Raw genomic sequence first — 20,885 nt, 5'->3', positions numbered from 1 at the left:
ATAATTTATAAGGCAAATGGTAAAACCTATAAAGGTCATATGATTTTGCGATAAACACTGTGTTTTATGAAGGAGGAAGTTTTGATGGATTTAAGCAGACGCGACTTCTTGAAAGCCACGGGGCTTACCGGTGTGGGAATGGCGCTGGCCAGTCTCGGGCTGGATATGCCGAAGGTAAAAGCGGCGGCCAAAGAGTTCAAGCTCAAGGGGGCCCGGGAGTTTACCTCCATCTGCCATTTCTGCGCCTGCGGCTGCGGGGTGATTGGCTATGTGAAGGATGGTAGGCTGATCAATCTCGAAGGGGCCAGCGACAACCCTGTGAATCGCGGTGCGCTTTGCTCCAAAGGTCTGGGCTACGGCCAGATCCCGAATTCCGACCAGCGTGCGACCAAGCCCTTGTACCGCGCGCCGGGCAGTGACCATTGGGAGGAAATCAGCTGGGATGAGGCCATCGATAAGGCGGCCCGTGCGATGAAGAAAGCCCGTGACGAGAACTGGAAGCAGACGGAAGTGATTGGTGGCGAGACGGTGGACGTGCACCGCACAGATGCCCTGGGCTTTGTGGGCGGTTCCCAGATCAACAACGAGGAATGCTACCAGAATATCAAGATGGCCCGTGCCCTGGGCGTGACCTATATCGACAATCAGACCCGCGTCTGCCATGCCACCACGCCGCCGGCTATGAATGCAGCCTTTGGGCGTGGCGCCATGACCAACCATTGGGGCGATCTCAAGCACTCCAAGCTCATCTGGATTGAAGGTTCCAATATCGCGGAATGTCATCCCATGGGGCTCAAGAATGTCATGAAGGCCAAGAACAACGGTGCCAAGATCGTGCATGTGGATGTGCGCTATACGAGAACTTCCAAGATCGCCGACTACTTCTTCCAGCTGCGCCCTGGTACGGATATCGCATTCCTGGGTTATATCATCAGCCATATCATCGAGCACAAGAAGTATGATGAAAATTACATCCGCCGCAATACCAATGCCTACTGCATCCTGCGTGACGATTACAAGTTCGAGGAAGGCATCTTCTCCGGCTATGATGCCGAAAAACACAAGTACAACATGGAAACCTGGGGCTATGCCTTGGGCGCGGATGGCAAGCCGCAGAAAGCCAATGATCTCTTTGCACCGAATACCGTAATGAGCCGCATGAAGGAGCATTTCTCCCGCTATACGCTGGACAAGGTTTCGGGCATCACGGGCATGAGCAAGGAAAATATCGAGCTGGCGGCCAAGATTTTCTGCGAGTATTCGCCGACGGTTATGATGTACGCTTTGGGCATGACACAGCATACCGTGGGCGTGGAAAATATCCGCTGCTTCACGATCCTGCAGCTCCTGCGCGGCAATATCGGCGTGCCGGGGGGCGGCATCGACGCCATGCGCGGCCAGCCCAATGTGCAGGCTTCCACGGACTTTGGCATCATGTTCCAGTATTTCCCGGGCTATCTCTCCTTCCCGACGGAAAAGACCAATACATTGGCCAAATGGACGAAGGCTTCGGGCACGTTCCGCGCCAAATGGCTCAAGAATATGCTCAAGGCGTGGTTTGGCGATTATGCAACGCCGGAGAATGACTTTGGCTTCAACCTGATCGGCGTGCGCAACAGCAGCCATAACGATTCCATCTATGGCCTGTTCGAGGATGCTTACCGCGGCAAGGTCAAGTGCCTCTATCTCTGCGGCCAGAATCCTCATGTGACCAACGCCAACGCCGGCATGGTGCATGACGGTCTCTGCAAGATGGATACGGTGATTGTGCAGGATATCTTCGTCAATGAAACCGCGGAATTCTGGAACCGTCCCGGTGATAATCCAAAGGAAATCCAGACCGAGGTCATCTTCCTGCCGGCCTGCTCCTATCTGGAGCGCCGCGGTACGATCACCAACTCCATGCGCATGATCCAGTGGCGCATGGAAGGGCCGAAGCCCTTGGGGGATTCCAAGCCGGACTATGAAATCAATAATCTCCTGTGGCGCAGGATTCGTGAGCTTTATAAAGATTCCACGGAGGCCAAAGACGAAATCATCAAGCGCATGACCTGGAATTATTCCGACGACCAGACTGTGGAGGATATCCTCAAGGAAATCAACGGTTACGACCTGACCACGGGCAAGCTGGTGACCGGTATCGGGCAGTTGAAAGACGACGGCACGACAAGCTCCGGCATGTGGATCTATGCCGGTGTCTATGGCGATGGCGAACACAAGGCCCAGCGCCGCGGACAGGAGGACGAAGGCGGCCTGGGCATCTATCCGAATTTTGGCTGGACCTGGCCGGACAATATCCACCTGCTCTACAACCGCGCTTCCTGCGATGAGAACGGTCAGCCGGTAGATCCCGAGCATAAGATCGTCTGGTGGGATCAGGCCAAGGGGCGCTGGGAAGGCTACGATGTGCCCGACGTGGGCAACCGCGCAGCGGCTCCGGGCACGCCGGACGGCAATAAGCCCTTCCGCATGACGGGCGAAGGCTATGGCCGCCTGTTTGCCGCCGAATACAGCGACCTCAATCCGGACGGCATGACGCGCGACCATTCCTATACGCCTGTGGACGGCCCGCTGCCGGAATTCTACGAGCCGGTGGAAAGCCCCACCAAGAACGCCCTGCATACGGACGAGCGTGCGCAGTTCAACCCCTGCGTGGTCTATCCGCGCCTGCCGGAAAAACAGCGCATCGGCACGAAGGACGAGTTCCCCTACGTGCTTTGCAGTTCCGGCATTGCCGAGCATTGGTGCTCCGGCACGGTCACGCGCAATATTCCGTGGCTCAACGAGCTGGTCAAAGAGCCTTTTGTGGAAATGAGCCACAAGTTAGCAGATAAATTGGGTGTCAAGCTCGGCGATAAGGTCAAGGTCAGCTCGGCCCGCAGTGAGGTCACGGTCAAGGCCATGGTTACCGACCGTGCCCAGCCTTTGACCATCAACGGCGAGGAGACGCATATGGTCTGGATGCCCTACAGCTGGGGCTTCAAGGGCCTGTCTAAAGGCCCGTCCACGAACTACCTGACCATCGACGCCCTCGATCCCAATGTGCAGGAACAGGAATTCAAGGCCTGCCTCGTCAATATCACGAAGGCCTGAGGTGACTATTATGACTTCAATGGAAAAGAACATACATGCCCATCTGGAAAAACACCCCTTCCTGGCAGAAACGGCTCTGCTGCATATGACCGTGGCCGCGCGGGTGAAAGAAGTGGTAAAACCGCTGGATTGGGAGCTTACCATAGCTGAGGCCAAAACGATGCAAACTCCGCTGCTGCAGCAGAAAAAGTGGCAGCAGCCTGCGGTCGAGGCGGCCGCACTGGCCCTGCCGATCGTGCTGGAGACACTGGGGGATATCGAATATCCTTCCCGGCTCGTGGAGGCCGTAGCTGCCTTCCGGACATGGGGGCATAAGGCGGATAAAGATACCCGGGAAGCCTTTTTCGTCCAGCTGCTGCAGGGCGGCGGTAATTTGCCGGAGCTTAACCCTGCTTTGCTGGGAATTTTAGGCTGGCAGATTCTGGAAGCTTTGGTTCCTGCCAAGCTGAAAGAGCATGAATTCTGGCAGGCAGCGAGCTGGCGGAAGAACAGCTGTCCCATCTGCGGGCGGCATCCCGTGCTGGCTCACCTGCGCAAGGAAAAGGAAGGCCGGGCAAGATTCCTGACCTGCGATGGCTGCCATACGGAATGGCCCTTTGCCCGGGTTGGCTGCGCTTACTGCGGCAACGAGGACCTCACGCAGATGCATATCTTGGAGCCCGAAGGCCTGCCGGCCATGCGCATCGATGTCTGCGATGCCTGCAAGAGCTACATCAAGACCTACAACGAGGAAGGGCAGGAGGATGTCTACCTTACGGACTGGGCCACTCTGCACCTCGATATGCTGGGGGAAGAAGCGGGCTTCACGAAAAAAGGCAGCATTTTGCTGGAGAATAGTTAAGACGAGAGGAGAGCAAATATGGCTCAAGAAATAACGATGCTCCATGATGTGGTGCGCTGCAGTGCCTGCCGCGCCTGCATGGTGGCCTGCAAACAGTGGCATGACCTGCCCGCCGATATGTCCACGCCCTTTGAGGGACAGTATCAGTCCCACAAGGACCTGACCTCCCATACCCTGAACCTGATTCAGATGCAGGAGCGCATTGACAGCAAGGGCAAATTCCATTGGGATTTCTTCAAGAAACAATGCATGCACTGTGGCGATCCGGCCTGCCTGAACGGCTGCCCCGAAGAGGCCATCGAAAAAAAGCCTTCGGGCGCTGTGGTCATCGATGAGGATAAATGCGTGGGCTGCGGCTATTGCACGACCAATTGCCCGTTTGGCATTCCCAAGGTCGATGCGGAGCGGAACAAATCCACCAAATGCGACCTCTGCTTTGACCGCATCGAACAGGGCATGCAGCCCTCGTGTGCCAAGACCTGCACCGCCGATGCCATCCTCTTTGGCACGCGGGAGGAAATGCTCAAAAAGGCGGAGGAACGCCTCACGATGATCAAGGATACCCATCCCGATGCGAATATCTACAACCCGCAGGGCGTGGGCGGCGTACATATGCTCTATGTCCTGCCGGAAAAGCCGGCGGTCTACGGCCTGCCGGAAAATCCCCGGACGCCGGATTCCATCAATCTCTGGAAGGATGTCGTGCGCCCCGTGGGCAAGCTGGCCAGCGTCGGTGCCATCGCTGGCGTGTTAGGCCTGACCGCCCTTACGGCCATGCGCAGAAAGGGGGACAAGTAAGATGATCGTCAACAAGAAATACGTCCAGCGCCACGCCAAAGGATTCGTGTACCTGCATTGGATCAATGCCGTCTGCTTCTTCATGCTGTTTTTGACGGCTTTGCCCCTCTATGCCGACACGTTTAAATTCCTCTACGATATGTTTGGCGCGAAAACCCTGCAGAACGCCCACCGCTTCTTTGCGGTCATCTTCGTGCTGAACCCCGTTGTCGGTCTGATTACGGCCCGCGAAGGCATTTGGCGCATGTTCTCCGAAGTATTCAAATTCAACGGCAAGGACATCACTTTCCTCGTCAAATTCCCGCTGGAACTCATCGGCAAACATCCCGAAGGCATCCCGAAACAGGGCTTCTACAACGGTGGCGAACGCATGAACATCGCCCTGCAGCTGGCCACCTGGGCCGTGCTCGTCGGCTCCGGCGCCCTGCTCTGGTTCGGTGAAGGCATCATTGATAACAGCCTCCGCGCCTGGATGATTCCCCTGCACAGCCTCTGCGCCGGCATCGGCTTTGCCGGCTCCATCGGCCATATCTACCTGGCCCTCGTAGCCAACCCCGACTCCGTCCACGGCATGCAGGACGGCACCATCAAAGCAGCCTACGCCAACGCCCACCATGGCGAGTGGATTGACGATATGGTGAGGGAAGGGAAAATCAAGCAAAAAGAACTCAATGAAGCGTTGAAGGATTGACAAGCTAAAAAACATCAAACGACGGAAAGCCCGCTGACAAAAGTGTCAGCGGGCTTTCGCTATAAATTGCAGTTTGTAGTTGCGTGCTTGAACGCAATTGGTTACAGATTTGTGGGGCGGAGGTGGGGATACTTCTTCGTCACTTCACTAAATGACCCGCCAGCAGTAGTGCGTACTATTTTAGTTACCTGCGCCGGGCAGGCCGGCGGCGCGTATGTTCAGCTCAGTTTCCAGTAACGTCTGTTTGCGGGCCAGCCTTCACTTCGTTCAGGCAGTCGTTCCGTCGGCGAATAAGCATCCCCGCCTCCGCCCAAAGGTATATCTGTGTCAAACGGCTAAGTCTCAGCTGTAAGCCGCAAGTACATCGATGTGCTTGTTACGAGAGAGACGGTTCGTGCCAATTGTCCAATCCGTGCCTTGGGGCGAACGGGGGAGTGCTTTTTCTGGTGGAGCGACAGTCTGAGCATAGCGAAGACCGGCCCGTTGCAGAAAGTTACTGGGAAGCACGTTGAAAGACGCGCCGTTGGCCTGCCCGGCGCATTCAGACTAAGGAATGTTGACCTTGCCGAGCGGGTCGTTTAGCGCAGCCAGAAAAAGTACTCCCCCGTGAACCCCTGACTACGCATGGGCGGGATATCTTTAGCACGAACTAACCGATAAACTGCAATCTACTGATGCCGCTGGCGGTGGGAATCCTGCTTGAAATTTTCAAGAACTGGCTGAACCGCTGAAAGTAGCAGATGAGGCAGTATCTTTTAGAAATAATTCTTGGAAAGTTCCACAAGCCCGGTTTCAAGCAGGTGCATGAATTCGGGTTTGCCGATGTTTTTAGCGCTGATGGAGAACAGCATATTGTTATAGGTCCAATGGGCGGCGTAGCCGTCGGGGTAGGCTTTGCTTTCGGCGGGAACCAGGGCGATATTTACGGGAATGCCGTCGATATCCTGTTTCTGCCATTTTGCGCCGTAGATGCCGCTGATGTTGTTGTTGGTCAGCTCCGTGCAGCGGGCCGTGCGCAGACGGAATTTGGTGGAAACCTGGCCATCGGCGGTGTATTCGATGTCGATGGTGTCGCCAGCAATCACCCAGACCTGGCTCACATGGTAGCCCGTCATGGACGGCAGGTAGAGCGGCGTGAAACCTGCGGCGGCTTTTGCCTCGCTTACCGTGTCATAGCTCACCATCGGATTGGGAACCCCCACGGCTGCGGGCTTTGCCTGCGCAAAGCTGGCACTGAGGCCAAGGCAGAGGGCAGCGGCAAGGACGATTCTTTTCTTCTGCATCGTAAAAACTCCTTTCAACAAATTAGAACGTCTGATTTTTGCCCTCATTATATAGCAATTGGTTGAGTATGTCAATTTATTTACGGATCTTGGCCGGAATCACGCCGGCAGCTGATAGCAGGGCGAAGATAAGCAGGGCAAGCTGCAGGTTCTGCAACAGGTTTTCCTGCAGGCCGAGTCCTTCCCAGTTCAAAGAGAGGATGAGATTCATCAAAGCGACGCTGAGCACCTGCCCCGCGAGCCGAGTGGAACTTAGGAGGCTGGCCGCCAGCCCGTAATGTTTCTTTTCCACCGCGCTCATGATCGCATTGTTGTTGGGAGCGGCGAACAGGGCAAAGCCCGTGCCAGTGATGATCAGCATGGGAATCATCAGCCAAAGGGCGAGGTGATGGATGGTAAAGGCAAAACCCATAAGGCCCACGCTGATAACGGCCATGCCCAGCGCGGCCAGCTTCGTCGGTGCGTATTTGTCGGAAAGCTTGCCCATCAGCGGGGACAGCAGGGCCATGATGATGGGTTGGGACAGCAGGATCAGCCCAGCACTGCGGGAGGTCAGCCCCAGAATGGATTGCAGGTACAAGGAGAGCAGGAAACTCGTGGCGAAGGTGCCGCAGTAATTCAGGAGCGCCGCCAGGCAGGACAGGGAAAAGGGGAGATTGCCCCGCAATAGCGTGATGGGCAGCAGGGGATTTTCCTGCTGGAGCTCATAGCGGCAGAACAGGAAAAAGAGCAGGAGCCCGGCAAGCAGCAAATAGGGAGCCAGCGGCTGGCTGCTCAGCTGAGACAGGCCGTAGATAAGCAGGAGGATGGCGGCGCCGTAAAGGAAGGCGCCTTTCTGGTCCCAATGCGGGCTCGTATCTTCGTACCATTCCTCCTGCAGGAAGCGGCGGGCGGTCAGGAACGCGGTGGCACCGATGACGGCCAGCACGAGGAAGATGCTCTGCCAGCCGTAATAGTAGTTGAGGAAACCGCCCATCACCGGACCAAGCGTGAGCCCTGTATAAACGACGGCCACATTCCAGCCCATGGCCCAGCCCCGCCGTGCTTTGGGGATTACCAAGGTCAGGATGGACATGGAGGTCGCAAAGGTCATGGCCGAGCCAATGCCCTGGGCGCTCCGGGCCGCAATCAATAGCGGCAGGTTCGGGGCAAAAGCCGCGAGCAGTGAAGTCAGGGCAAACAGTCCATTGCCCATGATAAAGAATCGCCGCTTGCCATAGCGGTCGGCCAGCTTGCCGAACGGCAAGAGCACCACGATGGCCGCTAGCAGGAAACTGCCGAGCACCCAGCCCAGTTGGGCCGGACTCGCTCCATATGCTGCACCCAAAGAAGGCAGTGCCAGATTCAAGGCACTGCCGGCAAACGGCGTGAGGAATGAGGTCAGCATGATGGTGAAAAGGATTCTGCGTTCCATAATGGTTTCTCCGATATGTAAAAACGGCTGCGAAGATTTCCTTCACAGCCTATAGGTTTCTTTTTGGTGGAGACGAAGGGGATTGAACCCTCGACCCCCAGATTGCGAACCTGGTGCTCTCCCAGCTGAGCTACGTCCCCAAATTGATAATAATAGCAGTTCATTTCTGAACCTTTTTCAGTATACCGCGTTTGTTATTGTTTGACAAGGGTGCGGCAGAAATTTGTGTTTCATCATCTGTATTTCGTAATAATTTTATTTTAAAATGTTTTTTCGTAGCAGGAAAAAGGATGGGCATTGGCGAAAAGGGAAAACAGTAGACCTATGGAATATGGGCGTTATTAGTCCAGTTTATCAAAGGATATTCTTGCTTTATTGCATAAGCAAAATAAATTAAATTTATAGCGAATTATTATACTTATGGATATAGCATTTATTATTTTTTCAGCGTATAATAAAAGAGTTCGCTAATAGATTTTCTTTATGATACCACAAACGAGCCGGTGGTATGTTTGAATCGAAAGCAATTATTGCAAGGATAATCAAGAGGAGGTAAAAAAGTGGACAAACGGGAGAGTATGTGGGATGTATATCTCAGAAAAGGCATGAGCCGCCGCAGCTTCGTAAAATCTTGCGTAGCTCTGACTTCCCTTATGGGACTCAGCACGGACCAGGTGTCCAAGGTGGTGGAAGCTGCCGAAAAGAAGCCTTTGCCGGTAGTAGTCTGGATTCATGGCCATGAATGCACGGGGTGCGATGAGTCCTTCATCCGTTCCGGTGCGCCTCTGGCATCCGATCTGGTACTGAGCCAGATCGCGCTGGAGTATGACCACCTTCTGAGTGCCGCCAGCGGCGAGCCTTTCGAGGCACATTTGGAAGAAACCATCAACAAGTACAAGGGACAGTACATTCTGTGCGTAGAGGGCGCTGTCTGCACGAAGGACAACGGTGTCTTCTGCATGTCCGGTGGCAAGCCTTTCATCGAAACGCTGCAGCATGCTGCGCATAATGCAGCGGCAGTTATCGCCTATGGTACCTGTGCGGTGTCCGGTGGTATCCAGGCTGCCAAACCGAATCCGACGGGTTCTTCTGGTATCGCGCATTTTACAGGCAAAACGCCGGTAATCAATGTGCCGGGCTGCCCGCCGATTCCGGAAGTCATGACGGGCGTCGTGATGCATGTCGCTCTCTTTGGTACGGTGCCGCCGCTTGACAACGAAGGCCGTCCCAAACAGTTCTATGGCAACCGCATCCATGATACCTGCTACCGCCGTCCCTTCTTCGATGCCGGGATGTTTGCGGAACGCTTCGACGATGCCGGTGCGAAAGCCGGCTGGTGTCTCTACAAGCTGGGCTGCCGCGGCCCCGAGACCTACAACTCCTGCGGCAATCTGCGCTGGTTCCAGGGCATGAGCTATCCGATCCAGTCCGGTGCTCCCTGCATTGGCTGCTCCAACGCGCATTTCTGGGAGGAAGATCCAATGACCACCCGGATGCCGGAGTATGGACCGCTGGGCAATGTGGATAAGATTGGTGCTGCTATGGCCGTTGGTACGGCTGCCGGCGTAGCTGTCCACGGTGCGATGAGCGTCATCCAGAAGCAGAAACGCGAAGCGGAAGAACATAAGGAATAAGGGAGCAGGTGAATAAATGAAACATGTAGTAGTAGATCCCGTAACCCGCATCGAAGGTCATCTTCGTGTCGAGGTTCAGGTTGATGAAGCAACGGGCAAGGTCACAGACGCCGTTTCCTCCGGTACCGCCTGGCGTGGTCTGGAACTGGTCATGAAGGATCGCGATCCGCGTGATGCCTGGGCTTATATCCAGCGCATCTGCGGTGTGTGCACCACGGCACATGCCCTGGGTGCTGTCCGTGCCGTTGAAGATGCACTGGGCATTGCCATTCCAAAAAATGCCAACTATATCCGTAACATCATGGCCGCTACGCTGACCGTACAGGACCATATCGTGCATTTCTATCATCTGCACGCGCTGGACTGGGTGAGCCCGGTAGAGGCTCTGGCTGCTGATGCCATTGCTACGGCCAACCTCCAGAATACGGTGCTGAATGCTTACAAACTGCCTTTCCGTGCGCCGGAGACTTCCGTGACGGAAGCCTATGAGCATGATTTCCCGGCTGCTACGCCTCAGTACTTTGAACAGATCAAAGGCAAGGTAAAGGCTATCGTGGAAAGCGGTCAGCTCGGTATCTTCTCCGCCAACTGGTGGGATCATCCTGATTACAAACTGCTGCCGCCGGAAGTTCATCTGATGGCTGTGGCACATTATCTTGAGATGCTCGACAAGCAGCGTGAACTCGTTACGCCGCATGTTATCTTTGGTGGCAAGAACCCGCATCCGCACTATGTGGTCGGCGGTATGCCCTGCTCCATTTCCCTCGACGATGGTAATGCACCGGTCAATACGGCCCGCCTCGAGATTGTGGACCGCGCCATCAATATGGGCAGAAGCCTCGTGAACAACTACTATCTGCCGGATCTTTTGGCAATCGGTGCAGCCTATGTCAAGGCTGGCCGCGTTGATGGCGGCGGCATGGCCAAGACCTGCGTGCTGGGCTATGGTTCCTACCCGATTGAAGGCTACACGGGCACGAGCGATGGCGGTTTCTTCAAGAACCTGCTCATCCGCTGCAACGGCGTAGTTGAAGACTTTGGCAAGGGCCTGGCCGCTGCGAAGTTCTCGGAGGTAACGGCAGAAGATGTCACGACGGAAAATATTACGGAGGGCGTTGAGCACTCTTGGTATGAGTATCCTGCTGGGAAGAAAGACCTGCATCCTTGGGAAGGCGTTACTTCGCCTAAGTTCACCGGTCCTAAAGAGGGCACGGCGACGGATTGGAAGGCGCTCAATGAGAGCGGCAAATATTCCTGGCTGAAGACGCCGAAATGGAAAGGCAAGCTCTGCGAAGTCGGCCCGCTGGCCCGCTATATCATCATCTACACCAAGGCCAAGAAGGGCCTGCTGCCGGATATGACCTGGGCAGAGAAGATGATGCTCGACCAGCTCGATGCGGTTTCCAAGGTGCTCGGCCTGGCTCCGGAAGTCTGGCTGCCGACCATGGTTGGCCGTACGGCTGCTCGTGCGCTTGATGCGCAGCTAGCTGCAGAAATCAACAAGTTCTTCTTTGACAAGCTCATCGCCAACATCAAGTCCGGCGATACGAAGGTTGCCAACTCTGATAAATGGGAAATCAGCACCTGGCCGAAGGACTGCAAGGGCGTTGGTATCTATGAGGCACCGCGCGGCGCACTGTCCCATTACATCCATATCAAGGATGGCAAGACGTTCAATTACCAGTGCATCGTGCCGACGACCTGGAATGCCTGCCCGCGTGACGATAATGCAGGCAATGGCGCCTATGAGATGGCCATGAAGGATACCCAGGTGAAGATTCCCGATAAACCGCTGGAAATCGTCAAGGTTGTCCGCTCCTTCGACCCCTGCATGGCTTGTGCAACTCATATGTTCAATGCCAAGGGTGAAAAGATCAATGTCATTACCACGGATCCCTATTCTGGTACCCGCGTTGACAAGTAATCTGCAGAAAGGAAAAGGCTATGAAACAAGTAGTTCGCAGGGAATATTACCTGTTTAGTCCCTGGCTGCGGATTTTTCACTGGATTATGGTGGTGAGCATCTGCGTGCTGTTCGCTACAGGCCTGATGATCACCAGCCCATGGATTATCTATTCCGCAGAGCCGACGTTCTCTGGCATGACGGTAGATAACATCCGCAATATCCATTTCCTGGCAGCCTATCTGTTTAGTGCCGCGTTTATCCTGAAAATCTACGGCTTTATCATCAATCCTGGTGATCGGCTGTTCCCCCATGTGTGGAAGGGATATTTCTACAGCAATACAGTAGATGTGGCACTGCATTATATGTTCCTGAGATCGGAGCATGCTTCTTATCTGCGTAACCCGTTGGCACGCTGTTCCTATGCGTTCCTGTATGTACTGGTGTTCATCGAGATTCTCACGGGTTTCGGCATCTACTACATGACGGATCCTTTCGGCATCGGCGGCACCTTGTTCGGCTGGGTAATCCCGCTGCTCGGCGGCGAAATGATGGCGCATCTCGTGCATCATTATGTGGCCTGGGCGATTATCCTGTTTGCCATCGGGCATCTCTACATGGTTATCCGTGCAGAATTCATGGAAGGTGAAAGCGAGGTTTCCTCGATGTTCTCCGGCAGCAAGATTCTGGCGCATGAACCGAGAGATGCTGGGCATCTCGATGGGACGCTGAAATAAGTCTTTTGTTACTGACCACTGGGCAAGATTGGCTAGCGGTTATAGTTAGTGCGTAATTTCTGTACTTTTCTTTGGTGCAAAGAAAAGTACCAAATACCCTTACGGGCACAGGCGAAACAGCGGACTGAAATCGCATCACGCGATTTACGTCCGCCGGCGCTCTTCCTTGAGCGCCGGGCAACGATAACGCACGATTTGATTCAATAAAGGAGGCTTTGCCCATGTGTAAAGAATGTGGTTGCGGGCATGAGGGTGCTTCGAATACCCGCCTGCAGTTTACGGTGCATGGTTATACTGAGGAGATTGCTCAGGAAGTGGAAAAAGAGCTCTTGGGAATGCCCGGGGTTCTGTATGTTCACATCCATGCCCACGATGGTGAGACGACGGTGGATTACAATCCGGAGAAGACGAAGCTCGGAGAGATCCTGAAGGCTTTGAACAATCGCGGATTGGATGCCATCCTGTAACAGCTTTGGATTACGCCTTCCCTGCCGGGGGGTGCCGTCCTGTTGGCAATTGTCCAAATTTCGTGGTGAAGATGTTGTCAGATGCAAGGAAGAGGATGGAAGCATAGCGATTGCTATGCTGACTGACGATGACGAAGCAGATGGCGGCATATTCGCCGCGAAATGGTGATTGCCAGCAGGATGGCACCCCCAAGGGCGGGGGAGGCGTTTTCATTATGTATCCGCTGGGGGAACTCTCCCAAAAAGATGCGAATTAAAAGCCTTCCCCTTGAGGGGGCGGCGAAGCCGCGGGTGTCCAGTGGACACCCCGGGCAGTGGCAGCCGATAGGCTGACGGATGAGGTGGAAGAAATGCATGAAATGGCCATTGCCGAAGGCATCCTGGATATTGCTCTGGACTATGCAAAGGAGAACGATGCCAAAAAAATCAATGAGATCGGTCTGCTGCTCGGAGAGATGTCCGGCGTGGAGGTGGATTCCCTGGAATTTTCCTTCAACATGCTGGTGCAAGGCACGATTGCCGAAGGCGCGCAGCTCAAGATAAAGCATGTGCCACTCGTGGGCAGGTGCAGCAAATGCGGCAAAGAATATCATATTGAACATTATGACTTCTGGTGTCCCGAATGCGAGAATGGCGTGCTTACGACCATCAGCGGCCGGGAGATGCAGGTGGAATATCTGGAGGTTGACTGAATATGGAAATCAAGGTTATCAAGAATATCTTAGGGGAAAACGACCGGCTGGCTGCCGAGAATCAGGCCATGTTTGCGGATAAGAAGGTATTTGTGCTGAATTTCATGGGTTCGCCGGGTGCCGGCAAGACTTCCGTGCTCGAAAAGACCATGGAACGCCTGAAGGACAAGATCAATATGGCGGTTATCGAAGGTGACCTCTTCACGAGCAAGGATGCGGAGCGCATCGATAAGTACGGCGTGCCCGTGATCCAGATCAATACGGCGGGTGGCTGCCACCTCGATGCCAACATGGTGCAGAAGACCGTCAAGGAGATGAACCTCGACGAGCTGGACCTGCTGGTGGTCGAAAACGTCGGCAACCTCGTGTGCCCGGCAGAATTCCCCGTGGGCGAGGATGCCCGTGCCGTGGTGCTTTCGGTGACCGAAGGTGATGACAAGCCGCTCAAATACCCATTGATGTTCAAGGAAAGCGAGATCGCGCTGATTAACAAAGTAGATCTGGCACCCTATTGCAATTTCAATATGGATTCGGCCAAGAAGGATATCACGAGCCTGCATCCGGGAATCGATGTGCTGGAGGTGTCCTGCACGAAAGGCGATGGCATTGATGCCTGGTGCGACTGGCTGCTGGGGAAGATTGCGGCAAAACAGGGATAAGTGAGGAAGAAAGAAATGGCAGATATTTTTACGGCAGGCGGTACATCGCCCTTGGACAATGTGCTCTATAAGAATGAAGTGACGATCCTGGGCATCGGTAATATCATCCTGCGGGATGAAGGCTTCGGCGTGCGCGTGGCAGAATACCTCGACAAGCATTATGAATTCCCTGATAACGTGCAGATCGTGGACGGCGGAACGCTCGGCATTGAGCTCACGCAGTATGTGACGGGGACGGAAAAGTTATTGGTGATTGACTCCATCAATGGCGGGGCTGAACCGGGTACTACTTTCCGCTTCCATAACGATGATGTGATGGAGCATTTTCAGGACAAACTCTCGGCCCATGAGGTCGGCATTCAGGATGTGCTCGGTCTGCTCACGGTCACGGGGCATAAGATACCCGACGTGATCGTGATTGGCGCCCAGCCCTACGATGTGGAAGCCGGCGTGGAACTGTCTGACGGCATGATGAAGCTTTTGCCACAGATGGTGGAACAGGCACTTTCTGAACTCAAAAAATGGGGGATAGTGCCGAAGTTACGGACTGGCGTTGAAGATATGGACTACAATAAAGTGGCAGAGGATTTCTCGGCTACGAGATAATGCTTTGGGCTGGTGGTGACGGATATATTGTGTCTGCGCTTAGACCTATAGCTAAAATTATTTTTTGCCTTATGTCCGTAAAAAATAATTTCTTTACGCTATCGGTCAAACGCTTCGTCCCAATATATCCGTCACCACCAGCCGAGCAACTTTTAGCTAGTTCTTTTTGGGAGGTATGTTTTATGTGTTTGGCTGTTCCTGCCAAAGTGATTGAGATAAAGGATGCCATGGGCACGGTGGATATTGCGGGGGTTACGCGTGATGTGAGCCTGATGCTGCTGCCGGAGACGCAGATTGGGGACTATGTCCTCGTGCATGCTGGTTTTGCCATGCAGAAGGTCGAGGAGAAGGACGCGCAGGAGACCTATGCGCTGATGGCGGAGATGCGTGGCGCGCCGAGGACGGTGGATAAGCTGTGACGGAAATGAAGGAGAAATTGACGAAAACCGAGGAGCGGGAGTTTGCTCAGGAACTCGTGCAGAAAATCGGGGAACTGGCCGTCACCACGGGGCGCAAACTGCGCTTCATGGAAGTCTGCGGCACGCACACGGTGGCGATTTTCCGCGCAGGCCTGCGGCAGATGCTGCCGGAAACGGTGGAGCTGGTGTCCGGGCCGGGGTGCCCGGTCTGCGTGACGCCGGATGATTATATGGACAAGGCCATTGCCTATGCTCAGCGTGATGATGTGATCATTGCGACCTTTGGGGATATGCTCAAAGTGCCGGGTTCCAAGTCGAGCCTGAACGAGGCCAAGACGGGAGGGGCGGATATTCGCATTGTCTATTCCCCCATGGACAGCATTGCGATTGCCAAAGACAATCCCGACAAGAAGGTCATCTTCCTGGCCGTGGGCTTTGAGACCACGGCGCCCACGGCGGCCGCGACGGTGCTGGCCGCGGAGCAGCAGGGAATCACGAATCTTTTTATGCTTTCGGCACAGAAGCTCGTGCCGCCGGTGATGGAAGTCCTGCTCAATGATGAAGAAGTCCATGTGGATGGCTTCATCCTGCCGGGGCATGTTTCGGTGGTCACGGGGACTGGCGTCTATAAGCCGGTCATAGAGAAATATCATGTGCCCGGTGTGGTCACGGGCTTTGAGCCGGTGCAGATCCTGCGCGGGCTTTACCGTCTCGTGCAGCAGGTGGTGAAGGGCGAGGCCAAAGTGGAAAATGAGTACACCGATGTGGTGAAGCCCGAGGGCAATCCGGTATCCATGGCCATCACGAACAAGGTCTATGAGCCCTGTGATACCGGCTGGCGTGGCATGGGCGTCGTGCCCTTGTCCGGGCTGAAGATGCGGGACGAATACGCCCGCTTCGATATCGAGCAGGTCCTGCCTGTTGAGGTGGAGACCATCACGAAAAAGACGGCCTGCCGTTGTGGTGAGGTGCTCAGAGGCATCGTGACGCCGAAGGAGTGCCCGCTGTTTGGCAAGGCCTGTGTGCCCACGCATGCTATCGGCCCTTGCATGGTGTCGGTGGAGGGCGTCTGTGCTGCCTGGTATAAATATGGTCAAGGGAGGTTTGCATATGGCAAATGATAGAGTAACCCTGGCCCATGGTGCCGGGGGCAAGGTGAGTCAGGAACTCATGGAGCAGGTGATCCTGCCGGCTTACGGCAATCCGGTGCTCAATACGCTCCATGATGGGGCTTTGGTGAAGATGAGTGGGGAAGTGGCCTTTACCACGGATTCCTATGTGGTGCAGCCGCTGTTCTTCGCGGGCGGCAATATCGGCAAGCTCGCCATCTGCGGCACGGTCAATGATTTGGCGATGACCGGCGCGGTTCCGCGCTATATTTCCGTGGGCATGATTATCGAGGAAGGTTTCCCCATCAAAGACCTGCAGACCATCGTGACTACCATGCGCAAGATGGCCGATGAAGCCGGTGTGGTCATTGCCACGGGCGATACGAAGGTCGTGGAAAAGGGCAAGGCTGATGGCATCTTCATCAACACGGCCGGCATCGGCGACAAGATTCCGGGTACGGATATCAGTCCGGAAAAAGTCAAAACGGGCATGAAAGTCATCCTCTCCGGCTTTATCGGCGACCATGCGGCGGCCATCATGGCCGGGCGGCATAACATCAACCTGCCCGCCAGCGTGCAGACGGACTGCGCGCCGCTAAACAAGATGACGAAGGCCATGCTCGAGGCGGCACCGGATATCGCCGTGCTGCGCGATCCCACCCGCGGCGGCGTGGCGGCGGTGCTCAATGAGATCGCGGCGGCCTCGCACTGCGGCATCCTGATCGACGAGGATGAGATTCCCATCCATCCCGAGGTGCAGGGCGTCTGCGACATGCTCGGTTTCGATCCCTTGTATCTGGCCAACGAGGGCAAATGTGTGGCCTTTGTGCCCGCCGAAAGCGCCGAAAAAGTTCTCAAGGCCATGCGCACCAGTCCCTATGGCCAGGATGCACGCGTCATTGGCGAGGTGACGGCTGAGGCCCCTGGAACTGTCGGCCTGCGTACGGCCATCGGCGGCATCCGCGTCGTGGATATGCCGCTCGGAAACATCGTGCCGCGGATCTGTTAGTCTGTTTTGTGGCTCATGGTAAACAACCTTGCATGAAGCAATCTTTTTCGCTATAATGAGTTTTGTTCGAGTAGAAATTAAAGCACGAATTATAGAAAGAAGCGAAATCAATGAAATTAGGGCGGATCTTGCCGTTACTGTGCGGCCTTTTATTGTTGGCCATGCCTGCGGCATTTGCCATGGAGAATATGGAGTTTGTGGATGCCACGGGCCCGACTGGCTACTATGTGGACACGAAATCCATCAACTATGCCACGCGTGCAGAGCTGCAGCCGGATGGCAAGAAGAAGGACTATGAGATCGTGCGGGCTCGCGTGGCTGTCATCAAGGCACGCACGAACCGCTGCTATACCTATCTGATGGAATTCAACAAGGAAAAGATGGTCTATCGTACCCTTTCCTGCAAGGTGCAGGCCTATGATACCAAGAAGGTCGTAGAAGAGAATAAAGACGTATCCCCGGAACTGCCCTTTGTGGAGACCTCTCCCATGCAGACCGTGGTGGACTTCATCTACGAGCAGCCCCGCAAAGGAAATTGAATGTCTGAAGTCTCTCCCCGATTGGGGAGAGGCTTTTGCTATATAGATTGGAGGTTACTATGACAGAGATAGACGTTCTGAAAAAAGACACTGCTTATTTGTCCATTATTTCCAACACCGTGCTGGTGCTGCTGAAGCTCTTGGTGGGCGTCTGGGTGGGGGCGGTGAGCCTGATTTCCGAGGCCCTGCATTCCAGCGTGGACCTCGTGGCTTCCCTGATTGCCTTTTGGGCGGTGAAAAAGTCCGTCACGCCACCGGACATGGAGCATGACTACGGTCATGGCAAGTTCGAGAACCTGTCGGCGGCGGTGGAGGCCCTGCTGATCGTAGCCGCGGCCGGGGGAATCGTCTATGAGGCCTTTGAACATCTGGGGCAGGACAAGGTGCCTGAACTATTGCATTTCGGCGTGGCCATCATGCTGGTTTCCATCGTCATCAACCTCATCGTGTCCCGCCGCCTGATCAAGGTGGGCAAACTCACTGAATCGCAGGCCCTTGAGGCCGATGGACTGCACCTGCGGGCCGATGTCTGGACATCCGTAGGCGTCATGGCCGGCCTCATCCTCATGGAGTTCACGGGCTGGGCCTGGCTCGATGGGGCCATCGCCATTGTCGTGGCCCTGATCATCTTCCGCGAGGGCTGGAAGATGGTCGTGGATTCCACCATGGAACTTACGGACGTGAGCCTGCCTGAGGAACAGGAAAACCGCATCATGGCCATCATCGATGCAATCCCGGAGGTTAAGGGCTGCCACTGCCTGCGCACGCGTAAGTCCGGTTCTTATAAGCTCCTGGACGTCCATGTGCTCTTTGACGGCAATATGCATCTGGCGCAGGTCCATGCCATCTGCGATGAGCTCGAGGAGGCCATCCGCGCCGAATTCGGTGCCTTCGATATCCTGATCCATCCCGAGCCGGCCGGCTACCATGCCCCGGAAACCAAGGCTGAGCAGTATGAGCTGGCCAAAAAGCAGGAAAAACTTGAGGCTTCTAACTAGTTTTTAAGAAAAATATGCAAAAATATGGTAGAATAAAAGCTGAGATTTTTAGAAAAACGAATGGGGGAACATTTATGAAATTCCGCAAGATATGTGCCGGCTTCCTGTCGGCTATGTTAATCCTGACCTCTACGGGGATTGGCAGCGCCGCTACCCCGGAAACGGTGCAGGCAAAGCTGGCTGTCATGGAGAAGGATACCTATGGCACGGAGCAGACCGGGGCCATCCTCGATCGCATCAATAAGCTTGAGAAGGACTATGACGGCACGCACCGCACGGGCAGTATGATGGCCCGCGTGGATGCCCTTTACGATGAAGTATACAAGAACAATGGCCAGCCTTCTGTCCTGGCCCAGCTCAACGCCATCGAGTGGAATATCGACCACGAAGCGAGCATGAACTCCGTGGAAAAACGCGTGGCGGACATGGAGATGACCATCAACGGCCAGACCAGCGACGGCACTTACAAGAAACGCATTTCCGACCTGGCCAATGCTTCCTTCGGCACGACGCAGCTGCCCATGGAAAAGGTCAGCGTGCCGAAGAATACGCTGATCAAGGTAGCACTGGTAGATCCTGTGAACACGAAGAACCTCAAGAAGGGCGATGCCATTCGCTATAAGGTGGCTGCCGATGTCATCGTCGATGGCAAGCTGGTCTTTGCCAAGGGCGAACCGGGAGATGGCACGGTTACCAATGTGAAACAGGCCAAGAACTTCGGCCGCAATGCCAAGCTCGACATCGACTACAAGCAGACCAAGTCCATTGATGGCACCTATGTGGCCACCTTTATGGGTGAGGAATCCAAGAAGGAAATGAAGAACCTGGCCATGGCTGCCGGGGCCAGCCTGGCCGGCATTGTCCTCCTCGGGCCTATCGGCGTGATTGGCGGTGCTTTTGTCAACGGCAAGAACATTGACCTGCCGGCTGGCACGGAATTCTACATTCAGACCAAGAATGATACGACACTTTACGGCGTTGCAACGACGGCTGAGTAAAGCAAATGAGGAAACCGCATGGAGACGGTTTCCTCATTTTTTTGCCTGCTTATTGACAGGGATGAGTAAAATTATTAAAATAGATGCTAACTAATAATTATTATTTGTTGCTACGGAAAGAAGGAATCTTATGCGTCCACCATTGAAGCCGAAGGAAGTGACTGCGCGCCTGCGGGAGCGCGGTTTCAAGGTCACGCCCCAGCGTCTGGCGGTGTACAGCGCGCTAGGTCATACGACGGTACATCCCAGCGCCGAAAATATCTATCAGGAACTCCTGTCGGATTATCCCACGATGAGTCTGGCTACGGTCTATAAATCGCTGAAGATCTTCTGCGAGGTGGGCATTGCCCAGGAACTCAACGTTGGGGAGGATTCTTTCCGCTACGATGCCAGAGTCCATCCGCATCCGCATATACATTGTATCAAATGCGGGCGGGTGGATGATGTGAAGACACTGCCTACGGAGGCATTCAGCCAGCAGGTCACCGGTGAAACCGGCTATCAGCTCACCGGCCAGCAGTACTACTTCTACGGCATCTGCCCGGCCTGTCAGGAAATCTGAGATATTCCAAAAACAAAGCCCGCTGACGAAAATGTCAGCGGGCTTTCGTGCTGAATTGCAGTTTGTGAGTGCAGGCTTAAACGCAATTGGTTACAGATTTGTGGGGCGGAGGCGGGGATACTTCTTCGCCGCTCCACTAAATGACCCGCCAGCAGAAGTACGCAGTTTCTAGCGACCTGCGCCGGGCAGGCCGGCGGCGCGTATGTTCATCTCAATTTTTAGCAACGTCTGTTTGCGGGCCAGCCTTCACTTCGTTCAGGCAGTCGTTCCGTCGGCGAATAAGCATCCCCGCCTCCACCCAAAGCTTCGTTTGTGTCTGCAGATATGTTCCGGCTGGAAGTCGCAATTACATCGATGTTCTTGTTACGGGAGCAACGATTCATGCTGATTGTCAATTCCGTTTCTTGGGTTCACGGGGGAGTGCTTTTGCTGT

Annotated in this window: 22 protein-coding genes and 1 tRNA gene; 19 read left to right on the top strand and 4 right to left on the bottom strand. The window is 54.8% G+C overall.

All coding sequences use genetic code 11. The features are described from left to right. The first annotated feature begins 84 nt into the window (after window positions 1-84). The 4 genes from fdnG to BLQ59_RS08535 are packed head-to-tail and all read left to right on the top strand — an operon-like array spanning window position 85 to window position 5,423. Window positions 85-3,093 carry a formate dehydrogenase-N subunit alpha gene (fdnG, locus tag BLQ59_RS08550; protein WP_074572445.1) on the top strand — a complete coding sequence of 1,003 codons (3,009 nt, stop codon included), beginning with the start codon at window positions 85-87 and terminating at the stop codon, window positions 3,091-3,093. A 19-nt stretch (window positions 3,094-3,112) separates the two neighbouring features. Next, window positions 3,113-3,934, top strand: coding sequence for a formate dehydrogenase accessory protein FdhE (locus tag BLQ59_RS08545; RefSeq protein ID WP_218122888.1), 822 nt, complete (start codon window positions 3,113-3,115; stop codon window positions 3,932-3,934). An 18-nt stretch (window positions 3,935-3,952) separates the two neighbouring features. Continuing rightward, window positions 3,953-4,732: a 4Fe-4S dicluster domain-containing protein gene (locus tag BLQ59_RS08540; protein WP_074572441.1), complete on the top strand. Its 780-nt coding sequence runs from the start codon at window positions 3,953-3,955 to the stop codon at window positions 4,730-4,732. A 1-nt stretch (window position 4,733) separates the two neighbouring features. After that, a complete protein-coding gene (locus tag BLQ59_RS08535; protein WP_074572439.1) occupies window positions 4,734-5,423 on the top strand; it encodes a formate dehydrogenase subunit gamma in 690 nt (229 codons plus the stop codon). A gap of 755 nt (window positions 5,424-6,178) precedes the next feature. Here BLQ59_RS08535 and BLQ59_RS08530 read toward each other — a convergent pair. The 3 genes from BLQ59_RS08530 to BLQ59_RS08520 form a co-directional block, all read right to left on the bottom strand. Further along, the gene (locus BLQ59_RS08530; protein ID WP_074572438.1) at window positions 6,179-6,706 is read right to left on the bottom strand and encodes a hypothetical protein; all 528 of its coding nucleotides are present in this window, start codon (window positions 6,704-6,706) and stop codon (window positions 6,179-6,181) included. Between the two features lie 76 nt (window positions 6,707-6,782). Further along, complete coding sequence (locus BLQ59_RS08525; RefSeq protein WP_074572437.1) at window positions 6,783-8,120, bottom strand: MFS transporter; 1,338 nt, start codon at window positions 8,118-8,120, stop codon at window positions 6,783-6,785. A gap of 64 nt (window positions 8,121-8,184) precedes the next feature. After that, window positions 8,185-8,260 (bottom strand) — tRNA-Ala (locus BLQ59_RS08520). Window positions 8,261-8,680: 420 nt separating this feature from the next. Here BLQ59_RS08520 and BLQ59_RS08515 point away from each other — a divergent pair. The 15 genes from BLQ59_RS08515 (at window position 8,681) to BLQ59_RS08450 (ending at window position 20,452) form a co-directional block, all read left to right on the top strand. Next, complete coding sequence (locus BLQ59_RS08515; protein WP_074572436.1) at window positions 8,681-9,754, top strand: hydrogenase small subunit; 1,074 nt, start codon at window positions 8,681-8,683, stop codon at window positions 9,752-9,754. Between the two features lie 16 nt (window positions 9,755-9,770). After that, window positions 9,771-11,678 (top strand): nickel-dependent hydrogenase large subunit, encoded by a 1,908-nt coding sequence (locus BLQ59_RS08510; protein WP_074572435.1) that lies wholly within the window; start codon window positions 9,771-9,773, stop codon window positions 11,676-11,678. 20 nt (window positions 11,679-11,698) lie between these two features. Further along, window positions 11,699-12,394 carry a Ni/Fe-hydrogenase, b-type cytochrome subunit gene (cybH, locus tag BLQ59_RS08505; RefSeq protein WP_014423442.1) on the top strand — a complete coding sequence of 232 codons (696 nt, stop codon included), beginning with the start codon at window positions 11,699-11,701 and terminating at the stop codon, window positions 12,392-12,394. A 221-nt stretch (window positions 12,395-12,615) separates the two neighbouring features. Then, on the top strand, window positions 12,616-12,861 hold the full coding sequence (locus BLQ59_RS08500) for a heavy-metal-associated domain-containing protein (protein WP_014423443.1): 246 nt from the start codon (window positions 12,616-12,618) through the stop codon (window positions 12,859-12,861). A 128-nt stretch (window positions 12,862-12,989) separates the two neighbouring features. Beyond that, a complete protein-coding gene (locus BLQ59_RS16400) occupies window positions 12,990-13,118 on the top strand; it encodes a hypothetical protein (protein ID WP_256324647.1) in 129 nt (42 codons plus the stop codon). Between the two features lie 93 nt (window positions 13,119-13,211). Then, window positions 13,212-13,553 carry a hydrogenase maturation nickel metallochaperone HypA gene (gene hypA / locus BLQ59_RS08495; RefSeq protein WP_041914502.1) on the top strand — a complete coding sequence of 114 codons (342 nt, stop codon included), beginning with the start codon at window positions 13,212-13,214 and terminating at the stop codon, window positions 13,551-13,553. A 2-nt stretch (window positions 13,554-13,555) separates the two neighbouring features. Beyond that, window positions 13,556-14,212: a hydrogenase nickel incorporation protein HypB gene (gene hypB / locus BLQ59_RS08490; protein WP_074572434.1), complete on the top strand. Its 657-nt coding sequence runs from the start codon at window positions 13,556-13,558 to the stop codon at window positions 14,210-14,212. A 15-nt stretch (window positions 14,213-14,227) separates the two neighbouring features. Further along, window positions 14,228-14,818, top strand: coding sequence for a HyaD/HybD family hydrogenase maturation endopeptidase (locus tag BLQ59_RS08485; protein ID WP_176756766.1), 591 nt, complete (start codon window positions 14,228-14,230; stop codon window positions 14,816-14,818). A 182-nt stretch (window positions 14,819-15,000) separates the two neighbouring features. Then, window positions 15,001-15,237, top strand: a complete 237-nt coding sequence (locus BLQ59_RS08480) for a HypC/HybG/HupF family hydrogenase formation chaperone (protein ID WP_014423448.1) — start codon at window positions 15,001-15,003, stop codon at window positions 15,235-15,237. 5 nt (window positions 15,238-15,242) lie between these two features. Next, window positions 15,243-16,358 (top strand): hydrogenase formation protein HypD, encoded by a 1,116-nt coding sequence (gene hypD, locus BLQ59_RS08475; protein WP_074572529.1) that lies wholly within the window; start codon window positions 15,243-15,245, stop codon window positions 16,356-16,358. After that, a complete protein-coding gene (gene hypE / locus BLQ59_RS08470; RefSeq protein WP_074572433.1) occupies window positions 16,348-17,355 on the top strand; it encodes a hydrogenase expression/formation protein HypE in 1,008 nt (335 codons plus the stop codon). Before hypD ends, hypE begins: the two co-directional genes overlap by 11 nt. Window positions 17,356-17,465: 110 nt before the next feature. Continuing rightward, window positions 17,466-17,894, top strand: coding sequence for a hypothetical protein (locus BLQ59_RS08465; RefSeq protein ID WP_074572432.1), 429 nt, complete (start codon window positions 17,466-17,468; stop codon window positions 17,892-17,894). A gap of 59 nt (window positions 17,895-17,953) precedes the next feature. Next, entirely contained in the window at window positions 17,954-18,892 is a 939-nt protein-coding gene (locus BLQ59_RS08460) for a cation diffusion facilitator family transporter (protein ID WP_074572431.1), read from the top strand. A 74-nt stretch (window positions 18,893-18,966) separates the two neighbouring features. Then, entirely contained in the window at window positions 18,967-19,890 is a 924-nt protein-coding gene (locus BLQ59_RS08455; protein ID WP_074572430.1) for a hypothetical protein, read from the top strand. A gap of 130 nt (window positions 19,891-20,020) precedes the next feature. Then, window positions 20,021-20,452, top strand: coding sequence for a transcriptional regulator PerR (locus BLQ59_RS08450; RefSeq protein WP_074572429.1), 432 nt, complete (start codon window positions 20,021-20,023; stop codon window positions 20,450-20,452). A 218-nt stretch (window positions 20,453-20,670) separates the two neighbouring features. On the opposite strand, the gene BLQ59_RS16210 is transcribed toward BLQ59_RS08450, so the two are convergent. Beyond that, window positions 20,671-20,847 (bottom strand): hypothetical protein, encoded by a 177-nt coding sequence (locus BLQ59_RS16210; RefSeq protein WP_218122887.1) that lies wholly within the window; start codon window positions 20,845-20,847, stop codon window positions 20,671-20,673. Between the last annotated feature and the right edge of the window lie 38 nt (window positions 20,848-20,885).

Origin of the sequence: Pseudoselenomonas ruminantium (assembly GCF_900104055.1) — a bacterium.
Taxonomy (GTDB): domain Bacteria; phylum Bacillota; class Negativicutes; order Selenomonadales; family Selenomonadaceae; genus Selenomonas_A; species Selenomonas_A ruminantium_C.
The sequence above is the reverse complement of the archived record's forward strand: the minus strand, read 5'-3'. Positions and strand labels throughout refer to the sequence as shown.